Origin of the sequence: Bartonella vinsonii subsp. vinsonii (assembly GCF_902825235.1) — a bacterium.
Classification (GTDB): domain Bacteria; phylum Pseudomonadota; class Alphaproteobacteria; order Rhizobiales; family Rhizobiaceae; genus Bartonella; species Bartonella vinsonii.
In genome coordinates, this window is the sequence record NZ_CADEAJ010000007.1 from 24,853 (window position 1) to 47,161 (window position 22,309).

20 protein-coding genes, 1 tRNA gene and 3 pseudogenes are annotated in these 22,309 nt (G+C 36.8%); 10 read left to right on the forward strand and 14 right to left on the reverse strand.

What is annotated here, in order from left to right:
- Nucleotides 1-99 precede the first annotated feature (99 nt).
- The 4 genes from J7R12_RS06115 (at nt 100) to J7R12_RS06130 (ending at nt 3,660) form a co-directional block, all read left to right on the forward strand.
- Nucleotides 100-762: a lysozyme gene (locus J7R12_RS06115; RefSeq protein WP_126602615.1), complete on the forward strand. Its 663-nt coding sequence runs from the start codon at nt 100-102 to the stop codon at nt 760-762.
- A complete protein-coding gene (locus tag J7R12_RS06120) occupies nt 759-986 on the forward strand; it encodes a hypothetical protein (RefSeq protein WP_126602613.1) in 228 nt (75 codons plus the stop codon). Before J7R12_RS06115 ends, J7R12_RS06120 begins: the two co-directional genes overlap by 4 nt.
- A gap of 131 nt (nt 987-1,117) precedes the next feature.
- Nucleotides 1,118-1,330 carry a hypothetical protein gene (locus J7R12_RS06125; RefSeq protein WP_126602609.1) on the forward strand — a complete coding sequence of 71 codons (213 nt, stop codon included), beginning with the start codon at nt 1,118-1,120 and terminating at the stop codon, nt 1,328-1,330.
- 266 nt (nt 1,331-1,596) lie between these two features.
- Nucleotides 1,597-3,660, forward strand: coding sequence for an HMG-box domain-containing protein (locus J7R12_RS06130; RefSeq protein WP_126602607.1), 2,064 nt, complete (start codon nt 1,597-1,599; stop codon nt 3,658-3,660).
- A 45-nt stretch (nt 3,661-3,705) separates the two neighbouring features.
- On the opposite strand, the gene J7R12_RS06135 is transcribed toward J7R12_RS06130, so the two are convergent.
- The 6 genes and pseudogenes from J7R12_RS06135 to J7R12_RS06160 form a co-directional block, all read right to left on the reverse strand.
- Complete coding sequence (locus tag J7R12_RS06135) at nt 3,706-4,863, reverse strand: tyrosine-type recombinase/integrase (protein WP_126602605.1); 1,158 nt, start codon at nt 4,861-4,863, stop codon at nt 3,706-3,708.
- Between the two features lie 427 nt (nt 4,864-5,290).
- Nucleotides 5,291-5,962 (reverse strand): annotated as a pseudogene (locus tag J7R12_RS06140) (DNA adenine methylase).
- Nucleotides 5,963-6,924: 962 nt separating this feature from the next.
- The gene (locus tag J7R12_RS06150; protein ID WP_208439038.1) at nt 6,925-7,917 is read right to left on the reverse strand and encodes a phage late control D family protein; all 993 of its coding nucleotides are present in this window, start codon (nt 7,915-7,917) and stop codon (nt 6,925-6,927) included.
- A pseudogene (locus tag J7R12_RS06155) lies at nt 7,917-8,170 on the reverse strand (tail protein X). The gene J7R12_RS06150 and the pseudogene J7R12_RS06155 overlap by 1 nt, the downstream one beginning before the upstream one ends.
- Nucleotides 8,167-8,286 (reverse strand): annotated as a pseudogene (locus J7R12_RS09020) (phage tail protein); the annotation flags it as partial. The pseudogenes J7R12_RS06155 and J7R12_RS09020, both read right to left, overlap by 4 nt.
- A 172-nt stretch (nt 8,287-8,458) precedes the next feature.
- A tRNA-Lys gene (locus J7R12_RS06160) sits at nt 8,459-8,534 on the reverse strand.
- A gap of 831 nt (nt 8,535-9,365) precedes the next feature.
- Here J7R12_RS06160 and lexA point away from each other — a divergent pair.
- Both lexA and rimO read left to right on the forward strand, forming a co-directional pair.
- On the forward strand, nt 9,366-10,079 hold the full coding sequence (gene lexA / locus J7R12_RS06165; protein ID WP_126603970.1) for a transcriptional repressor LexA: 714 nt from the start codon (nt 9,366-9,368) through the stop codon (nt 10,077-10,079).
- Nucleotides 10,080-10,312: 233 nt separating this feature from the next.
- On the forward strand, nt 10,313-11,626 hold the full coding sequence (gene rimO, locus J7R12_RS06170; protein ID WP_126603969.1) for a 30S ribosomal protein S12 methylthiotransferase RimO: 1,314 nt from the start codon (nt 10,313-10,315) through the stop codon (nt 11,624-11,626).
- A 32-nt stretch (nt 11,627-11,658) separates the two neighbouring features.
- Here rimO and ttcA read toward each other — a convergent pair whose 3' ends face one another.
- The 4 genes from ttcA to J7R12_RS06190 all read right to left on the reverse strand — a co-directional run bounded on the left by ttcA (nt 11,659) and on the right by J7R12_RS06190 (nt 15,254).
- Nucleotides 11,659-12,507 (reverse strand): tRNA 2-thiocytidine(32) synthetase TtcA, encoded by an 849-nt coding sequence (gene ttcA, locus J7R12_RS06175; RefSeq protein WP_126603968.1) that lies wholly within the window; start codon nt 12,505-12,507, stop codon nt 11,659-11,661.
- A gap of 304 nt (nt 12,508-12,811) precedes the next feature.
- On the reverse strand, nt 12,812-13,429 hold the full coding sequence (gene rpsD / locus J7R12_RS06180; protein ID WP_126603967.1) for a 30S ribosomal protein S4: 618 nt from the start codon (nt 13,427-13,429) through the stop codon (nt 12,812-12,814).
- Between the two features lie 183 nt (nt 13,430-13,612).
- Nucleotides 13,613-14,425, reverse strand: a complete 813-nt coding sequence (murI, locus tag J7R12_RS06185; protein ID WP_126603966.1) for a glutamate racemase — start codon at nt 14,423-14,425, stop codon at nt 13,613-13,615.
- Nucleotides 14,418-15,254: an RNA methyltransferase gene (locus tag J7R12_RS06190; protein WP_126603965.1), complete on the reverse strand. Its 837-nt coding sequence runs from the start codon at nt 15,252-15,254 to the stop codon at nt 14,418-14,420. Before J7R12_RS06190 ends, murI begins: the two co-directional genes overlap by 8 nt.
- Before the next feature lie 316 nt (nt 15,255-15,570).
- Here J7R12_RS06190 and sfsA point away from each other — a divergent pair, with 316 nt between their 5' ends.
- From sfsA to radC, 3 genes are read left to right on the forward strand one after another with little or no spacing between them, the layout of a single operon-like run.
- Complete coding sequence (sfsA, locus tag J7R12_RS06195) at nt 15,571-16,287, forward strand: DNA/RNA nuclease SfsA (protein WP_126603964.1); 717 nt, start codon at nt 15,571-15,573, stop codon at nt 16,285-16,287.
- Nucleotides 16,280-17,110 (forward strand): type I methionyl aminopeptidase, encoded by an 831-nt coding sequence (gene map / locus J7R12_RS06200; protein ID WP_126603963.1) that lies wholly within the window; start codon nt 16,280-16,282, stop codon nt 17,108-17,110. Before sfsA ends, map begins: the two co-directional genes overlap by 8 nt.
- 17 nt (nt 17,111-17,127) lie before the next feature.
- Nucleotides 17,128-17,922 carry a RadC family protein gene (gene radC / locus J7R12_RS06205; RefSeq protein WP_126603962.1) on the forward strand — a complete coding sequence of 265 codons (795 nt, stop codon included), beginning with the start codon at nt 17,128-17,130 and terminating at the stop codon, nt 17,920-17,922.
- Nucleotides 17,923-17,966: 44 nt separating this feature from the next.
- Here radC and J7R12_RS06210 read toward each other — a convergent pair whose 3' ends face one another.
- The 4 genes from J7R12_RS06210 to J7R12_RS06225 form a co-directional block, all read right to left on the reverse strand.
- Complete coding sequence (locus J7R12_RS06210; RefSeq protein WP_126603961.1) at nt 17,967-18,179, reverse strand: DUF3126 family protein; 213 nt, start codon at nt 18,177-18,179, stop codon at nt 17,967-17,969.
- 594 nt (nt 18,180-18,773) lie between these two features.
- Nucleotides 18,774-19,547 carry an alpha/beta fold hydrolase gene (locus J7R12_RS06215; RefSeq protein ID WP_126603960.1) on the reverse strand — a complete coding sequence of 258 codons (774 nt, stop codon included), beginning with the start codon at nt 19,545-19,547 and terminating at the stop codon, nt 18,774-18,776.
- Nucleotides 19,544-20,065: a DUF192 domain-containing protein gene (locus J7R12_RS06220; RefSeq protein WP_126603959.1), complete on the reverse strand. Its 522-nt coding sequence runs from the start codon at nt 20,063-20,065 to the stop codon at nt 19,544-19,546. Before J7R12_RS06220 ends, J7R12_RS06215 begins: the two co-directional genes overlap by 4 nt.
- Nucleotides 20,066-20,289: 224 nt before the next feature.
- Nucleotides 20,290-20,865, reverse strand: coding sequence for a cold-shock protein (locus J7R12_RS06225; protein WP_126603958.1), 576 nt, complete (start codon nt 20,863-20,865; stop codon nt 20,290-20,292).
- A 300-nt stretch (nt 20,866-21,165) separates the two neighbouring features.
- Between J7R12_RS06225 and J7R12_RS06230 the strand changes: the two genes are divergently transcribed.
- A complete protein-coding gene (locus tag J7R12_RS06230) occupies nt 21,166-22,299 on the forward strand; it encodes an ABC transporter substrate-binding protein (RefSeq protein WP_126603957.1) in 1,134 nt (377 codons plus the stop codon).
- The last annotated feature ends 10 nt before the right edge of the window (nt 22,300-22,309 follow it).

Here is a 22,309-nt window from a genome sequence, read left to right on the forward strand (position 1 = left end):
GTTGAGTAGTTTTCTTACTGTCCTTTAAGAGGAAAAGACATTCATTTTTAATATTCACTCATCCCCGCCTTGTACGGGGCTTTTTTTATGGAGAAATTTATGAGAACAATATCATCAGAAGGACTTGCACTTATTAAACAATGGGAAGGTTTGCGTTTAAATGCCTATAAAGATGCCATTGGGGTGTGGACAATTGGTTATGGACATACAAACAATGCTGGAAAGCCTTTTATTTATGAAGGCATGACAATCACTGAAAAGCAAGCAGAAGAACTTCTTTGCCAAGACTTAAGACAATTTGAAAATGCTGTTGAACGCGCTGTTACGGTTTCATTAACGAATGAACAATTCGCGGCATTAGTGTCCTTTTGTTATAATGTAGGAACAGGAGCCTTTTGTAACTCGACACTATTAAAAAAGCTCAATCAAGGTGAATATGAAGCAGTGCCAGCCGAACTACAGAAATGGACCAAAGCAGGCGGTAAGCGTCTTCAAGGTCTCGCACACCGACGTGCAGCAGAAGCAGGCTTATGGGTAAAAGGGGCTTATGTTTCCTCCAATTATCAAACAGTAGAAACACAAGAGCCAACGGGGCTTTTCAAAGCAGAAGCGCTTGCACCTATTATTGGCTCTTTCTCAGGTCTTGGAGGCTTTTTAGCAGGCAATGGACCACTCCAATGGGCTTTGGCAACCATTATGATTTTAGCGGCATGTACTGGACTTTTCTTGGTCGCTAAACGTTTTCAGGAACACCGCCTATGATCTTATGGATGAAAAGAAATCTGATGCTAACAGGCGCGGCTTTAGCCGCTTTTTTTATGATTTTAGCAAGAGCTTTTACCCTTGGAAAGAAGGTTGAACAGCAAAAACAAACAGAAAATACTCTAAAGACAGCAAAAACACGGCTGGAGGTGGAAAGTGAAGTTAATCAAAAAAGTGATGCTGATGTGCGTGCTGCTCTCTCTGACTGGTTGCGCGACAAATAAATATGTTTCTTCTTGTGTTGGCTGGTTGCCAATTTATTTAGACAAGAAAGATTTAAACGTCATAAGTTCAAACTTAGCAAGAGAGATCTTAAAGCACAATAATCTAGGTGAACGCGTGTGTGGGTGGAAACATGGCTAGAAAAAAAACACAAGACAATATAGAGCTTACAGAAGCAGAAAAAGAACTACTTCAAGAAATCATCATGACCTACAAAAGTGTAAAAGTGATGTCACGTTATACGAAATGGATTGTATTCATTATACTCTTATTAGCGCTTGATTTTTCACGTATTATGGATGCATTAGTAAGTATTTTTACACAAAAACCAAATATCCGACTCTAAACATACTCTGAGACTCGCAAAATTCTTTAGCAAATGGATTCTCAATTTCGCGCGTCTCGCAGATGCGATAGACAATGTCTTCGTCCATTTAAAACAGTGGATTTCAAAGAATTAATCTTTAAATTAATTGTTTCATAAATTTAAAGCTTCTAATAAACTATATTTGATATGAACAGCTTCGAAATTTTAATCCTTTAAGGATGAAGAGGAAGTCAAATCTTTGTAAAACGACACAATTGATTGTCTTTTATAGATTAGAGTGGATAATGAAAACAAATTTAAGTGGCCGCGTAAGAAATACGTCTTTACCAAAAACGCATGCTCTACTACCTCTTTTTGAAGCAGTTGTGAACTCCATTCATTCTATTGAAGAAACAGGAAGCGATTTTTCCTCAAGTCACATTATAATCTCAATAATGAGAACAGAGCAAGCTTTACTACCACTTGAAGGCACTGAAAAACTAAACAAATCACAAATTATAGGTTTTAAAGTAATCGATAATGGTACAGGCTTTAATGAGCGTAATTTTCAATCATTTGAAACTTTAGACTCAGATTATAAGGTAGAAAAAGGTTGCCATGGTATAGGACGACTTCTATGGCTTAAAGCTTTTGATGATGTAAAAATCAGGAGTATTTATGGAACAGATAAAGGGCTAAAAGGACGTGAATTTTTATTTGATGCTGTTGAAGGTATAAAAGCATTACACGAATTTCAAGATAATTGTACAACAAGAAAAACCGTTGTTGAGTTAAAAGGTTTGAAAAAAGACTATAAAGCTCGTGTTCGTAAAACGCTACAATCTATTGCAAATGCACTCTTAGAACATTGTCTCTGGTATTTTGCGAGAACTGGTGGTTGTCCCTCTATAACCATTGAAGATGGCTCTGAAAAGATATTATTGAATGAGTTATATAAGCAGTGCATACATGATGCAGTTTCTAATGAAGAAATAGAAATTGGAGATTATAATTTTTCTATTATGCATATTAAATTTAGAAACTTACCTTTAGATAATCATACTTTGTCTTTTTGTGCAGGCAGTAGAGTTATCACAGAAGAAGCAATATCTAAGAAAATTCCGAGCATGCAATCAAAACTGCAAGATGATATGGGTAAATTTATCTACTCTTGTTATATAAGCTCTCCTTTTTTGGATGAAAGAGTACGATCTGAAAGAACAGGCTTTAATATTGAAGAAAATACTGAAGGATTATTTGAGGAAATAGAGATATCATTTGATATGATACGGAAAGCTATATTCCCTAAAATTGAAAAATACTTAGATAAAGAATTGAAGCATAACATTCAAAACAATAGCGAGATAGTTGAAAAATTCACACATAAAGTACCACGCTATCGTCCACTCCTAAACTATTTGACTGACAATGACTATATGTTTTCACCTACAATAAATGAACAAAAATTAGAGCTACATTTGCATGAATGTTTTGCTAGAATAGAAAACGAGCTTTTAAAAGAAGGTCATAATGTTTTAGCAGTTCAACAAGGAGAAAATCCAGAGCGGTACACTGCAAGAATTAATAAATATGTAAACGCTGTAGGTGATCTTAAAAAGTCCGATTTGGCAAATTACTTGTGCCATAGAAAGACTATCATAGAGCTTCTGAAAGAATCTTTAAATTCTCTTTCTACAGATGATGGTAAAGAAAGATATGTTAAAGAAAATGTTATTCATCAACTCATAGTGCCAATGAAGTGCGATTCTGAATCTGTTGCTATGAATAATTGTAATTTATGGTTGATTGATGAAAAATTAGCATTTCATGATTATTTAGCTTCTGATCTTCCATTAAATAGAATCCCTTTTACAGGGTCTACGGATAAGGGAAGACCTGATATATCTAGTTTAGAAGTGCATGATAATTCTACCTATTGTAATCCTCTATTAGTATCAGACAACAAAGAGGATTCAACACCTCCTACTTTAGCATCTCTTACTATAGTGGAAATAAAGCGTCCAATGAGAAATGATGCAGAAGCTGGTACCGACAAAGATCCTATTGAGCAGGTCTTTACTTATTTAGAAAAAATTCGTGAAGGTGAAGTACGTACCCCAAAGGGGCGTCCAATAAATTTGAACGGAAAAGTTCCTGGTTACTGTTATGTCATCTGTGATCTAACTGAAAAAATACAAGAGTGTTGCAAACGTTGGGATTTAACAGAAGCGGGTGATCATATGGGATATTTTGGTTATCACAAAAGATACGAGTCCTATATAGAAGTGATTTCATTTGATAAACTCATAGCTGATACTGAAAAAAGACATCAACGATTCTTTGAAGCTTTAGGATTGCCATTACGATAAAGCAATAGCGATTATATTTCTGATTTAATGATTTTGAATATTTTGTCAAACCACTCCCGATATAAAGCTAGCCCACAGCTCTAAAAGAACACGCCGTTGCTCTAAAAAATCCGTTCGCATGTAGGCTTTCGTCACTGAACTCCCAACTGTATGTGCAAGAACAGTTTCGGCAATCTCAAATGGTGTTGACGTTGTCTCTGCTATCCAATCCCGTAAGCTTGAACGAAAACCATGTGGACGATAAGTTAAGCCGCAAAGTGTCATATATTTTGCCATGGTAGCATCAGAAATGGGGTTGCCTCTAAGACCAGAAAAGAGAAAACCATTCTTTTCAAAGGGGAGAGTTTTTTCAATAACTCTCAAAGCTTCATCACTTAGTGGCACACGAAAGTCTGAAACTTTTCCTACAATACCTTTCATGTTTTCTTTTGGTATCGTCCATATATTTTTGTCAATTTGTTCAAGGCGCAAATAGCGCAATGGATATGACCGTGCGCCTGTCAAAATCAATAACTTCAGTGCTAAATTTGAAAGGATCTTATCATCCAAGCTTTGATAAAATGCCGGAACCTCTTGCCATGGCATAGCAGGAATATTTGTTGATGTCGCACGTGGTTTTCCTAAAAGCGCGCGTGCCTTCATACAAGCCTGTAGATCAACATCTAAACCAAGAGCCGCAGCATATTTCAAGCAAATATTGATACGGTTAAGTGCTTTTCGCGCTGTATCTGCTTTTTCATGCCAAAGGGGTGAGAGAACATTGCGAATGATATTGGCTGTTAATTTTTCTATAGGTAAATTCCCAATGTGTGGAATCACGTGCAACTCTAGTGGAGAAAACCAGCGTCCGTTTTTACCTTCATTTTTCAACTCTGCTTTTTTGCTTTCAAAAGCCGCTTTTGCAATTTCTTGGAAGATATTGCTTTGCTGTTTTAAAATAGTCTGTTCCCTAAAGACAATAGGATCATTGCCTTCTTTAAGAATATCACTATAATATCTTGCAAGCTCACGCGCTTCTTTTAAAGAGAGTTTCGTAACAGAACCAAGTCCCATTTCACGGCGCTTATTGTGGTGCGTATAGCGAAAAAACCAAGAGCGTGTATTGTCTTTTCGAACATTCAACCACAACCCTGCTCCATCACAATATTTTCCTTGTGGAGAGGACTTTACAAGTAATGCTGATAACCGATGAATCGCCCTCACTTAACGTCCCCTCTCGTCCACCTTTTCAGGCATTGCTCGTCCACCTTTTTGGGTCCACCTTTTAGACCACCTTTAATTTTTGATTTGAGATTTTTTCTTTAATTCTTAATTTTTTTATTGGAACATAAAAAACTACAGACATCAATACGCTCTTGCACATATTTATATAATTTGATTCTTGCTAATAAAGCCCGCTCTGCCGGCATGCGGCACCACTTTTTGCTTTGAGTATATTGAAATATATAGATTTTTTCTTTAATTGGCAATTTTTAGATGTAGCTTGCCACTAGGTTTTGTATAATTTGACAGTAGGTTTTGTACGAATTTATTTTTTTTCAAAAGGTTTTTAAGGGGTTCTCAAAGGGTCTTCAAAGACCTTATCTAAAGGTCATTTAAAGCCCCCTTTCATGAATCTTTTTTTCTTTTCCTAAAGATCGCAATTTGAGATGATCAGTTCCTTACTGGGAATCGCATTATTGGAAAAACAGCACGAATAAACTATTCTCACTTCTTTTAATGTAAACTGACTAAAAGTTTTTCGGATCTCTGGCACATCATTAAGAGACAGAACAAACTTTCCCTTTAATTGGGCAAGCAGTGTGGACATCGTTTGGTAATCCTCCCGCTTAAACAAATCCTTGCCATAGCAATTCTCAACGCCCCAATAAGGCGGATCAAGGTAAAACAAGGTCGTTGGCCGGTCATAGCGAAGTATAAAATCAGACCAGTCTAAATGTTCAATGGTGACATCTGCTAAATAACAGTGAATAAGCTTTAAGAACCCTTCAAGTTTCAAAGTGTTAAATCGTGCACTACGATTCACTTTAACTTCAAATGTACACTCTGCGACCTTCCCGCTAAAGCTCAAACGTTGCAAATATCAAAATCGCAAAGCCCACTCTCAATCCGTGAGAGTGTTTGGATCTTGCATGCGCAAGCGTTGAAACTCATCACGGCTGGTGATTTGGAACTTCAGCAGATCCATAAAAGGGTGATAATGGCGTTGCAAAACTCGAAAAAAATTCACCACATCACCTGAACGATCATTGATGATTTCATATAAGGGTATCAATTTCCTCCTAAAGAATATTCCTCCCATACCAATAAAAGGCTCAGCATCAGCATAAGTGCGATGGAGAATGCCTTCAATAATTTTGATACAGCTACTGATCACTGTCCATGCAATAACGCTGCCCGATCCCCAAGCCAATTAGACAGACTGTGGGAAAAGGTAGGTTGTGGGGCTGAAAGTAATGGAACAGCACCGAACAGATAAGCCACGCGTCGTAAGTAAGCCTCTAGCGTGCATAGCTTATAGATTTTGGAAGCAGACAATTATTATAATTCAGGCGATTAAAGATCGGGTCTAAGATTTTCTAATCTAGTGGACAAACACGAATAATATGACCATCAGGATCTTTGATTAGGAAAGTACGTCCAAATATGTCACTATACGGTTCCTTCAAGACATTTATCTCAACGGTGGTTTGCTCTTGCCATTCCGCATATAGCTTATCTACGTCCTCTCCCTTAGGCAACATAGCGTAGTGAGATGAATACAGGCTCTTTCTTGAAGATGAATTTGTAAAAAGCGGTAGAATGCTCCACATTTGATACGTATACCAACTGTAGGTTTGGGGTAACAGGATAAATAGGGATATTACTCATTAAATTCTCTTCCTTATGATTTGCGGCTTCCTGAGATGCTACACCTATATTAGAGAATATTTCAACAAGAGTTTGTGATACTTCCGTTTGTACTGTACTCTATTTATACGTTTTTACTCGCTTATTACTATATGTTAAAATATCGAAACCGCTACTACATCATCTTCACCAACCTGCTTTTGCCACCAATATAAGCAGCAGCTGGTGTAATGGGATCAACTGATTTTAATGTTTCCTTGCAAAGTGTATCCATAATTTTTTAGCACTCTTTCATCTATAGTAGCCATCTTCTCATTGCTTCAAGTGATAAGAAGTGGCTGCGATGTTGAGTTCTGTTACATCGGACGGGTGTGTATCAAACTAGTCCCGTTGGCTGGACTACCAGCCCAGCCTCTATTCTTCTTTGTTGCTTTCCTTTCCCTTATCTGGTGCTTCGAGTGTAATTTCTGTGGTATATCCGCTTTGTTTCTCATAGCAGTGGGTCACGGTTTGAGCTTTCCATGGGCCATTGATTTCACTACGGAACCCTTGAAGAAGCAGCGGTTGATCAGCCATGATTTCGGGGCGGCCTTCAAGACACAAAGAACCACTGCCCACAGCACGGCACAGCCGGTCTGATTCTGAGGCAGCAGCAGCCAATGCCTCTTCCCTGCTGGTGTAGCAACAACGCAAATGGCGCACAGGACCGCTAAAGCCTGTCTGATGCTTAACTTGGCATTGTTGTCCTTGTGAGCGATCAAAATAAGAAGCTTCAATGGTGCCATATTGCGTACGCGGCTCTAACGTGAATTCCCAACTGGAACAGTCATGCTTATGGATGTCGAGGGCCGGTAAATTGTTTCCGCTTAAAAATAAAAACTTATTGTCCTTGATTAAAAAACGTGCCTGCATGCGCTCCGCAAGACGCGTTAAAAAATCAACAGCCGATTGATCTGTGCGAATCACATAAGGCAAAGTTTTGTGCGTGAATTCTGGACTAATCTTTGCTTGATAACCATGGCGTTTGGTGAGTGTCTCAACAATCTCGCCAACGGTTTTATGATCAAAATGTTCACTTGTTTGTTCTTTGAGTTCTTTACGCATCGAAGCGCTTTTGCCACAAAGGCGCAAGATCTCACCATCACTGCCACCACAACTTACCACTGCCTCGACAACAAAACGCCCCATAAAAGCACTGATACTGTTCTCATAGCCAAAGATCACCTGCAGAGTACTATTCTGTTGCGGAACCTCTAAATCATTGCCACTATCATCAAATTCTGCTTCAAATCTATCCGCTTCATTGCCGGCATGGTCCGTAATGGTTGCATTTAAAAGACGCTGGTAAAAAACCTCATGCACGGGTTTGTCTTCCACCTTAGCCATAATAAAGGGGTATGTGCGCATTAATCCCATAACCGCTTCACCATGCTTTGGGGATTGTGAAGTGCGAATTCAGGCAAAGTAACCTTTAAGCCGCGCGGCAAAAGCACACCATATTGGCAATCTCTGGATTGGCTTCCAGTGTGGCTTCTAGATAGCCTTTTAATGCTCCAACTTGCGCACGGTCCCCTAATACAGCCATGGCATGGTGAAAGCAGATGAGATCAAGACTCATATCCTCTAGCTCTACAACAACGTGCTTTTCTGGTACCTTCATGGAGTTTGCCCCACTTTATATTGCCCCACCTGAGTTTGACCTTGGGGTTTTCTCCCATCGAAAAACGGCAATAAACTGATGGAATAGCGGATGCGCTGCGATTGACCAGAGCGGCTAAATATACAATTACCCTAAACTGGCAAATCTGATTCCATAGATAGAAAAAATGAATGGGAATAAGTGATAAAAAAAGCCGCAAAAAGGCTGGAGGTCAGTAAAAATAGATCCACTGAAGAAAAGGACTAAGATTCCTGTACCTTAATATAACCCATTGATTTCATTTAAAAGTGGTGAGCGCGCAGGGATTCGAACCCTGGACCTACTGATTAAAAGTCAGTTGCTCTACCAGCTGAGCTACGCGCTCCCACACAAGTTATTTCACTTGCAGAAAGTGAGTGAAACATACGGTTGACTTTTCATTTGGTCAACACCTTTCGAAAAAAAAAATTATTTTCGATTCAGTTATCAATACTTTTCTGTTTTTTTTCCCTTTCACCAATACTGTAATATATAATTTTTCTCTTTTTTGAGTTTGAATAAAAGAAACATTTAAGCATAAAAATAATTCATAATTTCTAAAATACGAAAGAGTGAATATTTCAAAATTATGAGAGATCTAGGAATATATGTAAAACACGAAACTTGATTTATAAATAATCAAAACAAATAAGAAAAATAATGGATTCACTGTTGTTGAGTATGCAGATATAAATCAGAAGTTCAGCATAATTGAAATGATATAAAAAATATCACTCATGACGATAAAAAGCTCGTACTTGATATTTTAGCTATAAATAATTGTACTGAAAATAAAATGATAAAAATAATATGTGAATTGATCCCAATGTACAATGGGGCTAGCATCTTTGTTAGATCAACAAAATCTGTTTAACTAGGCTCTTTATAATAGAAATTACAAAATAGACAGCTATCTTTCCAGAAAAGGTAGATAACTCTTCTCCAAAACGGATTTATAAATTTAGATTAAGGAAAATTATCTAATTTAAGAGAATAAATGATATTTAAAATATATTAAAAATAAAAATTTACATTACAAAATATTTATTATTAATTTTAATTTCCAATTAAAAATAAAGTATTTTTTTATCTCAAAAAAACTTGTAGAGTATTTGCAGATACAATACACTTTACCTTATGTTTTCTTTATTTTTGATGTTTTTAATTGGAATATTGAATGCTGACATGTAAACAATATGAGCTCCTCTTGTTTATTCACAATCATATGAAAGAAACAGGTATTCCCCCCTCCTTTGAGGAAATGAAAATTGCATTAGAGCTTTCTTCAAAGTCTGGCATTCATAAACTCATTATAGCATTAGAACAAAGAGGTTTTATACGCCGTTTGCCAAATCGTGCCCGTGCAGTAGAAGTGATTCGACTTCCTGAAAAAATAACCTTTAATCTTTCTTTAGCGCGTAAAATTTCTCCTAGTATGATAGAAAAAAATAAAAGAAGAATATCAAAAAGCTTTAATGATCTTGATAATTTTGAAGTAGAAGAGAAAAAAAGTGTCATTATCCCTATTATGGGACGCATTGCTGCAAGTGTGCCTGTCTCCGCTGTATTACAGCAAATAAATACGCTTTCTTTACCAGAAGATATGATTCATTCCGGTGAGCACTATGCTTTAGAAGTCAAAGATGATTCTATGATTGAAGCTGGTATTCTTGATAAAGATATTATAATTGTTAAACGTCAAACTACAGCAGTATCAGGTGAAATTATTGTTGCATTTATTGATAAAGAAGAAGCAACTTTAAAACGTTATCGACGAAACGGAGCCTCTATTGCATTAGAAGCTGCAAATCATCACTATGAAACACGAATATATGGATCAGAGCATGTACAGATACAAGGTAAACTTATCGGACTTATTCGCAAATACTAAATAATAAAAATATTTTCCTACTATACTTCACACATTCAGTAAAAAATTATTTGGTATTTTTTCGTATTATACCACACTCCTTGATATAAATATTGCACGCATAAAACATTATAAAACCAAATGATGTCATAAAAAATTGTCTTGCATATCTATCAAAGATAAAGCACATTTTTATTCTTAATAAAGTGAAAATAGCCAACAAAATTTAATGTTATAAAGTTGCAGGATTTATCATGGCAGCACCCCGTATTAGTTTTGTCTCTCTTGGATGCCCAAAAGCACTGGTAGATTCTGAGCGAATTATTACCAGACTCCGATCTGAAGGTTATGAGATTTCACGTAAACATCAAGGTGCTGATCTCGTTATTGTGAATACTTGTGGTTTTCTTGATTCTGCGCGCAATGAATCATTAGCCAATATCGATGAAGCTCTCAAAGAAAATGGAAAAGTTATTGTAACCGGGTGTCTTGGTGCTGATCCTGATGTTGTTCGTCAAATACACCCTAATGTGTTAGCCATTACGGGACCACAGGCCTATGAAAGTGTTATACAAGCTGTTCATACAGCAATTCCTCCAGTTCACGATCCCTTTATTGATTTAGTTCCTCCACAAGGTATTCGCTTAACACCTCGCCATTATGCTTACTTAAAAATTTCTGAAGGATGTTCTAATCGATGTAGTTTTTGTATTATCCCTATTCTACGCGGTAATCTTACTTCACGCCCCATCAAGGATGTTCTTCACGAAGCTGAAAAACTTGTGCAGGCTGGTGTAAAAGAGCTTTTGGTTATCTCACAAGATACGAGTGCTTACGGCATTGATATTAAATATCTCGAAAGTTCTTGGAAAGATCGCACAGTAAAAACCAAATTTTTCGATCTTTGTCGTGAATTAGGTAATATGGGCATTTGGATACGCATGCATTATGTCTATCCTTATCCTCATGTTGATGAAGTTATTGAACTTATGGCGGCAAAAAAAATTCTTCCTTATCTGGATATCCCTTTTCAGCATGCTTCACCAACGGTTTTACGTAACATGAGACGTCCTGCTCTTATGGAAAAAACAAATCGTAGAATTGAAAAGTGGAGAAAAATTTGTCCAGATCTCACTCTACGATCAACGTTTATTGTTGGTTTTCCAGGCGAAACAAATGAAGATTTTAATATACTCCTCGAATGGCTAGAGGAAGCAAAAATTGAACGTGCTGGCTGCTTTAAATATGAACCAGTAAAAGGTGCTGTCGCAAATGATTTAGGATTAGAAAAGATTGCCGAAGAAGTGAAAGAAAATCGCTGGCATCGTTTTATGGCAAAACAACAACAAATTTCTACGCATCTTTTAAAGAAAAAAATCGGAAAAAGACTTCAAGTTCTCATTGATGAAAGTCAAGGAACAATTGCTAAAGGTCGTAGTCAATATGATGCTCCAGAAGTAGATGGTGTTGTACATATATCATCACGACGACCATTGCGTGTTGGTGAATTTGTCACCGTAAAAATCGAAAAATCAGATGCTTATGATCTTTATGGTATCGCAGTTTAAGAGTGAGGTTTATTATGCTTAGCAGTTAAGCTTTATAATAAGCTCTTAAAATCAAAAAAATTCTTATCAAGTAAATGGCTTGGACGAACATTTGTCAAGGCGCGGATCATAGTATCTTTCCGTCCTGGCATTCTTTTTTCTATATCTTTGAGCATTTCTTTCATTGCATTGCGTTGTAAACCATCTTGACTTCCACAAAGATTGCAAGGGATGATAGGAAATCGCATAGCTTGAGAAAATTTTTCCATGTCTTCCTCAGCAGCATAAACAAGAGGACGCAAAACGAAAAGATCTCCTTCGTCGTTTACAAGCTTTCCAGGCATGGCAGCTAATCGGCCACCATGAAACAAATTCATAAAAAACGTTTCTAGAACATCATCACGATGATGTCCGAGAACTAATGCAGAACACCCTTCTTCACGTGCAATACGGTATAAATTACCACGTCGCAACCGAGAACAAAGCGAACAATATGTTTGCGTATCTGCCAATTTATCTGTGACAATAGAATAAGTATCCTGATACTCAATGCGATATGGAATTTTATAAGAGTTTAAAAAGTCTGGAAGAATATGCTTTGGGAAGCCCGGTTGTCCTTGATCAAGATTACAAGCTAGAATTTCAATAGGTAAAAGGCCACGCCATTTTAAATCAAGAAGAAGTGCTAAGAGTCCGTAAGAATCTTTTCCACCCGATAAAGCAATAAGCCACTTTTTTCCTGAAGAAAGCATGGAAAAATCATCCAATGCTTGCCGCATATGGCGTAAAAGCCGTTTGCGTAATTTATTAAACTCCACAGTTGAAGGAGCAATCTGAAATATTGGATGACAATCATCAGCTTCCCTCGCCAAAGAATTAGTTTTTTCTACATTCTTTTCCATTGCTCGATATTCGACTTAAAATATTACCCATATACCATAATTCTGTATGTAAATATCTTGTTCTGCAAGAACGACAGAAATAACAACAGATGTAACATAGTCTAAACGAATGTCCATTGAGCTATAAGACGAGATCTGTAAAAAGAAATGGAGCTACATCAAATGACGCTGTTATAAAATATAACAACAACCTTGACATAGCACCATTTACAAAAAACTCGTTAGCTTTAAAAACTATAAAGTAACACTAATATTTTTGAATGTATCATAAAACGAAAGAGAGCAATATTCCCTTATAGAGAATTTAACGAGAATAAAATTCAACAACTAAATTGGGTTCCATATGCACAGCATAAGGAACATCCGCAAAAGCAGGAATACGCGTAAATGTTGCTTTCATTTGATTATGATCTGCTTCAATATATTCGGGCACATCACGTTCTGCTAACTGCACAGCTTCTAAGACCAAAACAAGCTGTTTTGATTTTTCACGAACCTCAATAACATCACCTGGTTTACAACGATATGATTGAATATTCGTGCGCCGACCATTTACGTTAACATGACCGTGATTGATAAACTGACGAGAAGCAAAAATTGTAGGCACAAATTTTGCACGGTAGACGACAGCATCCAAACGCGATTCTAAAAGGCCGATAAGATTTTCACCAGTATCACCACGCCGCCGAGCTGCTTCTTCATAAGTTTTACGGAATTGCTTCTCTGAAATATCACCGTAAAATCCTTTTAACTTCTGCTTAGCACGTAATTGCACACCATAATCAGACAGCTTCCCTTTACGGCGCTGACCATGTTGACCTGGTCCATAATCACGACGATTCACAGGAGACTTCGGACGCCCCCAAATGTTTTCTCCCATACGCCGATCAATTTTATATTTTGTTGTTTCGCGTTTACTCATCGCATTTCCTTTAAAAACAGAATACAAGATCTCATCGTAAGATCTCAAGGAAACGCGCCCTCCTCTGCCTTCAAATTAAAAGACTGACAGGATAGCTTAACATATAATAGGCAAAACTACCCACGGGACACGTCAATTCATGCCATTTCCTCGAAAGAAAAGACTCAAGTAGCTTTATTGATCTCAGATCCCAAAGTCAACTCCTTTGATGATATTTAAGTGAAATCTTTTTAACAAATGTTCTGTTGAAGAAGTTATATTTTGCGTTGTAAATAACGCGAAGTCTTTATGCTTCTTTATGATTTTTGACTGCACTCTTTCCGGTAATAATGATCTTGTGTGTTTGGCTACAGCTTTTGCTGGATCAATCCATTCTACTGGCCACAAAGCTTGTTCACGAAAAAAATTGATCAAAAAAGGATAATGCGTACAAGCTAAAACAATAATATCAGTATATTTACTACCTTTCTTAACAAAACATGGAAGGATTTCATGACGTAATTCCTGCAAATTAATAGGCTTTCCACGCAAATAATCTTCAGCAAATCCAGCAAGTTTCTCACTTCCAACAAGCTGAACATGACACTGAGCAGCAAAAGAATTGATTAATTCATGTGTATAGGCACGCTTAACTGTTGCAGGAGTGGCTAATACTGAAATAAAACCAGATTTTGTTTGTTCAGCCGCTGACTTAATTGCAGGAACTGTTCCTACAAAAAGAATATGGGGAAATCTCTCTCGTAAATCTGCCATTATCAGTGTAGAAGCAGTATTGCAAGCGATTACACATAAAATAGGGTTATAGTGTATTAAAAGATTTGTAAAAATCTTTAAAATGCGTTGTTTTAAAACATTTTCTTTCCAATTTCCATAAGGAAAACCCGCATCATCAGCAACATAAATAAATTGTCTTTCAGGAATAAGAAGCCGCACCTCCCTCAACACTGTTAAACCACCAATGCCACTATCAAAAAAAAGAAGAGGCCGTTCATCCATCAGTTTTCACACTTGTTTTTATTTTTTTACGTTCACGATCTGCAGGCGCACCACTTCCTCGTGGGAACTTAGGCGAAAAATGATCCAATGAAGATATAATCCCCCGTAGCAAACGAACCTCAGATTCGCTAAAATGAGCGCGTGTAAAAACAGAGCGCAGATTTGCAAGCATCACCTCTTTGCGTTCTCGAGGTCTAAAATATCCACGGATATCCAAAGCATCTTCTAACTGAGATAAAAAACCATGAAATGTTGCTTTATTCGCTGGCTCCATCTCTACTGCACGAAAAGCCGTATCGCGCATATCTTCCAAACCTGATTTCATCCATTCATAAGACATTAACAAAACCGCTTGCGCAATATTGAGTGAGGCAAAAGCAGGATTAACTGGAAAAGTAATGATTTCATCGACAAGACTGATTTCATCATTTTCTAGTCCCCACCTTTCTCTTCCAAAAAGAATACCCGTTTTATGTCCAATATTTTCACGTTGACGTAATACACTTGCTGCTTCAACAGCACTTCTTACAGTTTTAAAACCACATCTTTCACGTGCTGTTGTAGCAAAAACATAATGCAAATCTGCAATTGCATCATGTAACGTATCAAAAATGACTGCATCGTTAATGACATGATCTGCTTTACTCGCAGCAGCTATAGCTTTTTCATTTGGAAATACTTCTCGAGGCTTGACTAATCGAAGCTTAGAGAGCCCAAAATTTGCCATCGCCCTTGCTACCATACCAATATTTTCAGGCAACTGCGGCTCGACTAAAATAATAATTGGACCATTTGTCAAATTTTTACGATTCTTATTGGTTCCAGCCATCAATTCTCCCTAAATTCACGCGTTATGCTTTTATTGTTGTTTTTTTAAACACAACCTTCTTTTAAAATTGCTCCCTCAAATAACCTTTTTAATAACAAATTACGGTCAATATTATTTTTTGATTCAAAGTTTATTGTAAAGCAACAACTTTAAAAATTAATAATGGATTATAAAGAAAAAAATAAATTTTGACGCTTAGAGTAGTGAGGTAAATTGTTTTAACATTTTTGTGCATTTAAAATGCCTTATTGAAACACTAAAACTTATAAATAACAATCTGGTTGAATTATAAAAATATAAATTCTAAGAAAGGAATATGCTCTTTATTTCCGAACTTTTTCCTGCAAAACTTATCCGTCGTTATAAACGTTTTCTTGCTGATGTTAAAGGAGAAGATCAAGATATCTTTACCGTATCAGTTCCTAATACAGGATCGATGCTTGGCTTGACAACGCCCAATTCTAATGTTTGGCTTTCGTATAACAATAATTCCAAGCGAAAATACGCGTATCAATTAGAAATTGTTGAAACAAATAATACTTTAGTTGGTATCAATACGACTTTACCCAACAAGCTTGCATTAGAAGCAATTCAAAAGGGTTTATTACCAGAATTGAGTGGATACAAAACAATTTTGAAAGAACAATGCTATGGTACGCAATCTCGCATTGACTTTCTTTTGTGTGATGCTATCACCCCTGATTGTTATCTAGAAGTCAAAAATGTTCATTTTATTCGCCAAAAAGGATTAGCCGAATTTCCTGATACAGTGACAAAACGCGGTACACGACATCTTGAAGAACTTATAAAAGTTGTGCAACAGGGAAAACGAGCTGCTATGCTTTATGTTGTTCAACGGGAGGATTGCTCAGCTTTTACAATCTGTCATGACCTTGACCCAACCTATGGACGTACATTTGATTTAGCGCTAAAATCTGGAGTAGAATTTTATGCTGTAAAATGTCACGTAAGTACAAAAGGTATTTTTCCGATTGATCGAGTAAAAATAGAAAATAGAAAAAGTAATGATTGACTATATTGAATATAATAAAATACCCTTAAAATTTAACGGACAAATTCGCATTTTTGATGATTACGCTTTCACTAAAATGCGTGAAGTTGGTCGCATTGCTGCCGAATGCCTTGATGCACTTATAGATGTCATTAAACCTAGTGTCACAACACAAGAGATTGATGATTTTGTTTTTACTTTTGGAGCGGAGCGAGGAGCCCTTCCCGCTGACTTGAATTATCATGGATACGGTCATTCATGCTGTACATCCATCAATCATGTTGTTTGCCATGGCATCCCTAATAAAAGACCCTTACAAGAAGGCGATATTGTTAATGTTGATGTGACCTTTATTCTCGATGGTTGGCATGGCGATTCAAGCCGCATGTACCCTGTTGGAAAAATTAGACGAGCTGCCGAGCGTCTCCTAAAAATAACCCATGAAAGTTTGATGAGGGGAATTTCTGTAGTCAAACCCGGAGCAACCACTGGTGATATTGGTGCCGCCATTCAACATTATGCAGAATCTGAACGCTGCTCGATTGTCAGAGATTTTTGCGGACATGGAATCGGTCAGCTATTTCATGACGCACCCAATATTCTCCATTATGGAAATCCTAGAGAAGGAGTAGAACTAAAACAAGGTATGATATTTACAATTGAGCCGATGATCAACCTCGGTAAACCACAGGTTAAAATTTTATCAGATGGTTGGACAGCTGTTACACGCGATCGATCTCTTACCGCACAGTATGAACATACAATTGGTGTAACAAATGAAGGATGTGAAATTTTTACGCAATCTCCTAGAAATATTTTCTATATTCCAAATTCATATGCCTAAATAAATGTAGAAATGTCATGGCTAAAAAAATAAATAAAAAGGAAGACATCCAGAGCAATCATTTTGCATTAACACCAAGTTCTTCACTTAGTCCAATACCAGAAATAAAAGATAAAAAGGTTCAGAAAAATTTACAAATACATAAACATTATCAAGGACATCGTGAACGTCTCCGTAAACGCTATTTAAAATCAAAAGGAAATTCAATTGAAGATTATGAATACCTTGAATTATTGCTTTTTCGCACGATTCCCCGAGCAAATACAAAACCAATAGCTAAGAGTTTGATCGCACGTTTTGGCTCATTAGCTGACGTATTGGGTGCTGATATTCATCGACTTCAAGAAGTTGAAGGATGCGGTCCAGCAACTGCAATCGATTTAAAAATTATTTCAGATGTTGCTGGACGTCTTGCTCGTGCAGAATTATTTAAACGGGATATTTTTTCATCATGGGATAAAGTATTAGCTTATTGCAAAGCTGTCATGGCTCATGAAACACGTGAACAATTTCGTGTCTTATTTCTCGATAAAAAAAATGGTTTACTTGCTGATGAAGTGCAACAAACTGGAACCATTGATCACACCCCTGTTTATCCGCGTGAAGTAATCTGCCGAGCTTTGGAATTATCCGCATCAGGACTTATCTTAGTGCATAACCACCCTTCTGGTGATGCTACACCTTCTCAAGCAGATATAACTATGACACATAGATTAAAAGACGCAGCAAATGCGTTAGGAATCATTGTTCACGATCACCTTATCATCGCACGAAACAAACATACGAGCTTTAAAGCGTTAAGACTTATATGACTTTCATTAAATAAAAAAGACTTCATTCAATTATTGGCAAAGAATCAATTTCCTAAATCAATATCTAATATAGCCATCGAAAAATTGTATGATAGTTCATCCTCATCTTCATCTCGATAGATAACACCTAAAAACTCATCCCCAATATAAACTTCACAAGAATCATCCTTTTTAGGACGTGCCCTCACTTGTAATGCTGAATTCTGGAATGTGTTTTTTAAATAACTATCAAGTTTTTTTATTTCATCAGCATTCACAATGCTCTCCTGTCTTTTGAGACTTTTAAATTAACGCCTAAACAGCAAATAAGGCACTCCTAAGATTCTATAAAAATAATAAATAATCTTAGTTGCAATCTTTACTTATATTACCTATACTTGAAATAATATTTATCTTTGTGTATTTACTGAGGGACCTTTATTAAAAAATCCTACCACTGTTAAATATATTCGTATAGTTTCAAAAATAAAAAATACAGTTAGAAAATCGCAATTTCTAAATAATTTTTATTTTATCCCCAATTTTGGCACTTGCACTTACAAGCGTATTCTGACGAAATATTGATCAACCTCTTATATTTTTTGCTTCTAGCAAGATAAATTTTTCTAAAATAAAAGCACTTCCGTCTTTTTACAACTGCTTTGTTTTTCCAAAGACTCTATTGCATCATAAAAAAATAATTTTCTTTAACTATTTCCAGAACACATTTGTTAAACTTATAAGAGAAAATTTTATTCCTACACAAATACATAAAATAAACTAACAAGAATTTATTATTATTCCTTTTATCTCTCTTACCCCAAATAAAAATATTGGGTAACTTTGCGAACTCTAAAAATTACAAATAATTCTCATACGATAGGATAACGAGAAAGAAAATCGATAACGCCCTTCTTATAGACCTTATCTCCCACAGCAAGCATATGATCTCGATCGGGTATTGGCAATGCTTCACCACAGGGCAATAAAGCCGCTAGTGGCTCTGCTTCACCGCCAATTTCATCTAATGAACCAACAGCAACAAGTGCTGGTTGTTTAATTTTATAAATCTCAGATGCTGTTAATTCCTGTTTTGATGTAATAATACAAGCAGCTAAAGCACGTCTATCGCTTTTAGTTTGGTCTGCAAATTTACGAAACATCAAACCACGCGGATTAGTAATGGTAGAAATATCTTCTGCTAAAAGAGCCTCAGCAACAGGCTTCCAATCCCCTGCTCCTGTTACCATCCCAATACCTAAGCCACCAAAAATAACACTGTGTACATATGTTGGATATAAAAGAGCCATAAATGCACTAATTCGAGCACCCATAGAATATCCCATGACATGCGCTTTAGATAATTCTAAATGCTGTAATAATCTCGCCGCATCGCCAGCCATAGCTTGAGGTGTGTAAAAAGAAGAATCATAACTTTTAGCCGAATCTCCATGTCCGCGATTATCAAGAGCAATAACACGATATCCCGCTTCAGTAAGGGTACGAAACCAACCCGTTGCATACCAATTCACCCGTGCGGAAGATCCGAAACCATGAATTAACAAAACAGGATTCCCCTGCCCCTCTTCTCGATAAGCAAACCGCAAACCGTCATATTCAAAAAAACGAATATCCTCTGCTGTCATTGTTTATCGCCTTCGCACTTCCCACAAATGGTAGGATGAATAACACGTTGTCCTTGCTGTATTTGTTTTTCAGAAACTTCACCAGCATTCAGTTCAAGTGCGAAAGTTGCAGGCACTCCTGATGAAATAATATCTTTTGAAAATGGGGTAGTTTTTTCGACAATCGATACAATAACCCCCTCAGCGTTTAAAAAAATCATATCTAAGGGCAAAGGTGTATTTGCCATCCACATAAAAAATTTTTCCTTATCCTTTAACTGCTCATTTCCTTGCTGTTTAAAGAGCATTGCACGGTCATGTGGAAAATGCGTGCGATACATTAAACCAGCAGCCGCCTGAGACTGTGTAAAGGCAATCTCTACCTTGTAAGAAACCACACCTTGCTTTGTTTGTATTTCTAAAGGAACTGGATCAACAGGAATCTCTATGGGCTGTCTTGCTGCAACTACATTCACTTCCAATAGTATCAAAAATAATGCCAATATGACAATACGCCCTCTTTTAAAAGGCTTCAACATTTTTATCTCCACTACAGACAACTCATTAACTTCATTTCATAAAACTGAAAGAGCATTCTTGTTATTGCTCTTCATCTCATATTAGAAATCCGCTTTACTTTTTACGACTTCACAAATTATATCTTTTCGCACGTACTGGCTTTATAACTATCATATCTGAGCAAAACCACCTTTCTCCTTAAATCAAGAGATCATTTGGCTTCAATAGTGCAATTTAATGCGTATTAATGCGTAGCAAACGGAATCCCTATATCCGGATAAATTTCTGCTGTCATCAAGCCCTTTTCCCCTTTACCAAAACGCACAAGAACAACTTGACCAGAACGAAGTTCCGCTAAACCAAAACGGCGCAATGTCTCCATATGAATAAAAATATCTTCTGTTCCCTGCCCACGACTAAGGAAACCAAACCCTTTATCGCGATTAAACCATTTAACAATTGCGCGCTCTAAACCACTTTCTGGAGTAACAACCACATGCGTACGGGCTGGAATTTCTGATGGATGAATTGCTGAAGAGCAGTCTATGGATTTTACCTGAACACACTTCAACCCTCGTTCAGTTTTTTCCACAGCACAAATAACTTTAGCGCCCTCCAAAGCCGTTTGAAAACCATCCCTCCGCATTACTGTAACATGCAATAATATATCGGGAAAATTAGGTAAATCAGGTACAATAAACCCATACCCCTTACTACCATCAAACCACTTAATGACACCACTGATTTCAATAATCTCACCACAAGCACCTATACTGTCCTCAGATAGGGAACAATCCTTTAATGCATCCTTAATCGTCATAATAAAACGTGATCCTGTAGTTCTAAATTGTACGACATTGATTCTCTACATTTAAGTAAACATTGCTCTTGCCTCAACACGCAAGCCCCAAGATAAGATTTCCCCATATTGTCGTACCACCACTGTTAATATCAACATAAATATTCATAAAAGTATTTGATCGTACGCCTTACATATTTTACAAGAGATGTTTTACAATAAAGATTTTTCATCAATGATATTTTCATTCATGTGTAACTTGCATGATAAAGAACTTCAAGATAAGGTGCGAAAACCACAACTATTCAAGGAAAGTGCGCAATGCTATTAAAGAAAGTCCTTACTACAGTCGCAGCTACCATGGCACTTGTAGCAAATGTCTATGCGAATGAACCTATCAAAATCGGTGTTTACCTTCCGTTAAGTGGTCAGAATGCATTTGGAGGTCAGCTCGAAATTAGAGGTATAGAATTGGCACATAAAAAAGTCCCCGAAATATTGGGACGTAAAGTGGAGCTTATTATTATTGATAATAAGTCTGATAAGGTAGAAGCAGCTAATGCTGTCATGCGTTTAACCGCAAGTGAAAAAGTGAGTGGAATCATTGGTACTTACGGCTCTTCACTCTCGTTGGCTGGTGGAGAAATATCTGAAAAAGCAAAGACTCCAACCATTGCAACTTCTTCAACAAATCCACTTGTTACACAAGGTAAAAAATATTATTTTCGCGCTTGCTTTATTGATTCCTACCAAGGCATAGGGATTGCAACTTATGTACGTCAGACTTTACATGCAAAAAAGGCTGCTATTCTCAAAGATATATCGAGCGACTATGCAATTGGACTTGCAAGTTATTTTACGCGTGCTTTCAAAAAATTAGGTGGTGAAATTATCTCAAATTTAAATTACAATTCTGGAGATCAGGATTTTTCAGCTGTTCTTACACAAATTATAGCGCAAAAACCCGATGTTTTGTTTATTCCATCCTACTTTTCTGAAGGTGCCATCATTATGAAACAAGCGCGTGAATTAGGTGCAAAGTTTCAGATTATGGGAGGTGATGCTATGGATAATCCAGAAACCATTACAATTGCGGGAGAAGCTGCAGAAGGCTTCCTACATACCACACTTCCTTATAGTGAAAACATGCCGAATATGTCAAAAGCTGCTCAAGAATTCACAACTGAATGGAGAGAAGCTTATCCTGATAAAGAACCAAATATCAATTCTGTTTTGGGATATACGAGTTATATGATGTTCATGAAAGCTATTGAAAATGCGGGCAGTGCTGATCGTGAAAAAATCACTACAGAGCTTAGCAAATTAAAGGATTTTCAAACACCTTTTGGTGATATGACGATGGATGAAAACCATAATCCTAAAATTCCTATTGGTATAATTGAAATAAAGAGCGGTAAACGTGTCTATTTAGATGAAGTCAAACCTGCTTTTTAATTAAAGACAA

Excerpts from the sequence above, each read along its gene's own strand:
- map (WP_126603963.1), top strand. The coding sequence starts at position 16,280 with ATGATTGACTATATTGAATATAATAAAATACCCTTAAAATTTAACGGA.
- murI (WP_126603966.1), bottom strand. The coding sequence starts at position 14,425 with ATGGATGAACGGCCTCTTCTTTTTTTTGATAGTGGCATTGGTGGTTTA.
- J7R12_RS06215 (WP_126603960.1), bottom strand. The coding sequence starts at position 19,547 with ATGACAGCAGAGGATATTCGTTTTTTTGAATATGACGGTTTGCGGTTT.
- rpsD (WP_126603967.1), bottom strand. The coding sequence starts at position 13,429 with ATGAGTAAACGCGAAACAACAAAATATAAAATTGATCGGCGTATGGGA.
- J7R12_RS06220 (WP_126603959.1), bottom strand. The coding sequence starts at position 20,065 with ATGTTGAAGCCTTTTAAAAGAGGGCGTATTGTCATATTGGCATTATTT.
- rimO (WP_126603969.1), top strand. The coding sequence starts at position 10,313 with ATGGCAGCACCCCGTATTAGTTTTGTCTCTCTTGGATGCCCAAAAGCA.
- radC (WP_126603962.1), top strand. The coding sequence starts at position 17,128 with ATGGCTAAAAAAATAAATAAAAAGGAAGACATCCAGAGCAATCATTTT.
- sfsA (WP_126603964.1), top strand. The coding sequence starts at position 15,571 with ATGCTCTTTATTTCCGAACTTTTTCCTGCAAAACTTATCCGTCGTTAT.
- ttcA (WP_126603968.1), bottom strand. The coding sequence starts at position 12,507 with ATGGAAAAGAATGTAGAAAAAACTAATTCTTTGGCGAGGGAAGCTGAT.
- J7R12_RS06190 (WP_126603965.1), bottom strand. The coding sequence starts at position 15,254 with ATGGCTGGAACCAATAAGAATCGTAAAAATTTGACAAATGGTCCAATT.
- J7R12_RS06115 (WP_126602615.1), top strand. The coding sequence starts at position 100 with ATGAGAACAATATCATCAGAAGGACTTGCACTTATTAAACAATGGGAA.
- J7R12_RS06120 (WP_126602613.1), top strand. The coding sequence starts at position 759 with ATGATCTTATGGATGAAAAGAAATCTGATGCTAACAGGCGCGGCTTTA.
- J7R12_RS06150 (WP_208439038.1), bottom strand. The coding sequence starts at position 7,917 with ATGCGCACATACCCCTTTATTATGGCTAAGGTGGAAGACAAACCCGTG.
- J7R12_RS06225 (WP_126603958.1), bottom strand. The coding sequence starts at position 20,865 with ATGACGATTAAGGATGCATTAAAGGATTGTTCCCTATCTGAGGACAGT.
- lexA (WP_126603970.1), top strand. The coding sequence starts at position 9,366 with ATGCTGACATGTAAACAATATGAGCTCCTCTTGTTTATTCACAATCAT.
- J7R12_RS06130 (WP_126602607.1), top strand. The coding sequence starts at position 1,597 with ATGAAAACAAATTTAAGTGGCCGCGTAAGAAATACGTCTTTACCAAAA.
- J7R12_RS06125 (WP_126602609.1), top strand. The coding sequence starts at position 1,118 with ATGGCTAGAAAAAAAACACAAGACAATATAGAGCTTACAGAAGCAGAA.
- J7R12_RS06230 (WP_126603957.1), top strand. The coding sequence starts at position 21,166 with ATGCTATTAAAGAAAGTCCTTACTACAGTCGCAGCTACCATGGCACTT.